Annotated in this window: 1 protein-coding gene; it reads right to left on the bottom strand. The window is 60.8% G+C overall.

Annotated features, from left to right (window positions below):
* Positions 1 to 140 precede the first annotated feature (140 nt).
* On the bottom strand, positions 141 to 653 hold a 513-nt coding region (locus EN935_RS39135), incomplete at its 5' end, for a GNAT family N-acetyltransferase (RefSeq protein ID WP_127374409.1).

A 653-nucleotide genomic window follows, 5' to 3' on the forward strand; every position in this document is an offset into this window, starting at 1 on the left:
GTCCCCAGCCGTCGAGCGCCAGGTTTCGCGAACCATTTTCTAGATTAGAGGCCAGTAGGCCTAAGCTTAAGAGGGTATGATCGGATCGGTTTGTGCCCGACCTTTTCATTGTGCTCGCCGTCATGCAGGCGATGGCAATCTTACTCCTCCGCCAGCTCCGCTTGTTTCGATGGTTTCTCGGAGCGCCAGGATTTCGTGGCATGGCGGGCGCGGTCGGCCAAGGCGGCGAGGCGTCCGGGCAGGCTTCGCCCACCCATCACCGACGATAAGGTCACCGAATGCGTCGCAAAGCGGCGCTTGAAATCTTCGCCACCGCAGAGAAAGTCGACCGTGGTCAAGCCCCGGTCAAGCGACCACTGGATGTAATCCATCATCAGGACCATGCCCGGCGAGGCACGCTCGAAGGCCGGGTCATAGGTTGTGACGAAAGCCATCATCGTTCCATGCTGCTCGAAATTGATCGAGATGGCGATGATCTCGTTTTCGCGTTCGAGCACGAAGATGCGCAGCAATCCGAGCCCGGCCAGCACGGACACCAGTGCTGCCAGAGCGGTGGAGCCTTCGTCGAAGAGGTCCGAAACGCGGCCGTGCTTTGCCAACCATAGCCGCTTCAGCGCCGCGACGCGCTCAAGCACCGGCTCGCGGGCTTCGTG

Origin of the sequence: Mesorhizobium sp. M7D.F.Ca.US.004.03.1.1 (genome assembly GCF_003998635.1) — a bacterium.
GTDB classification, from domain to species: domain Bacteria; phylum Pseudomonadota; class Alphaproteobacteria; order Rhizobiales; family Rhizobiaceae; genus Mesorhizobium; species Mesorhizobium loti.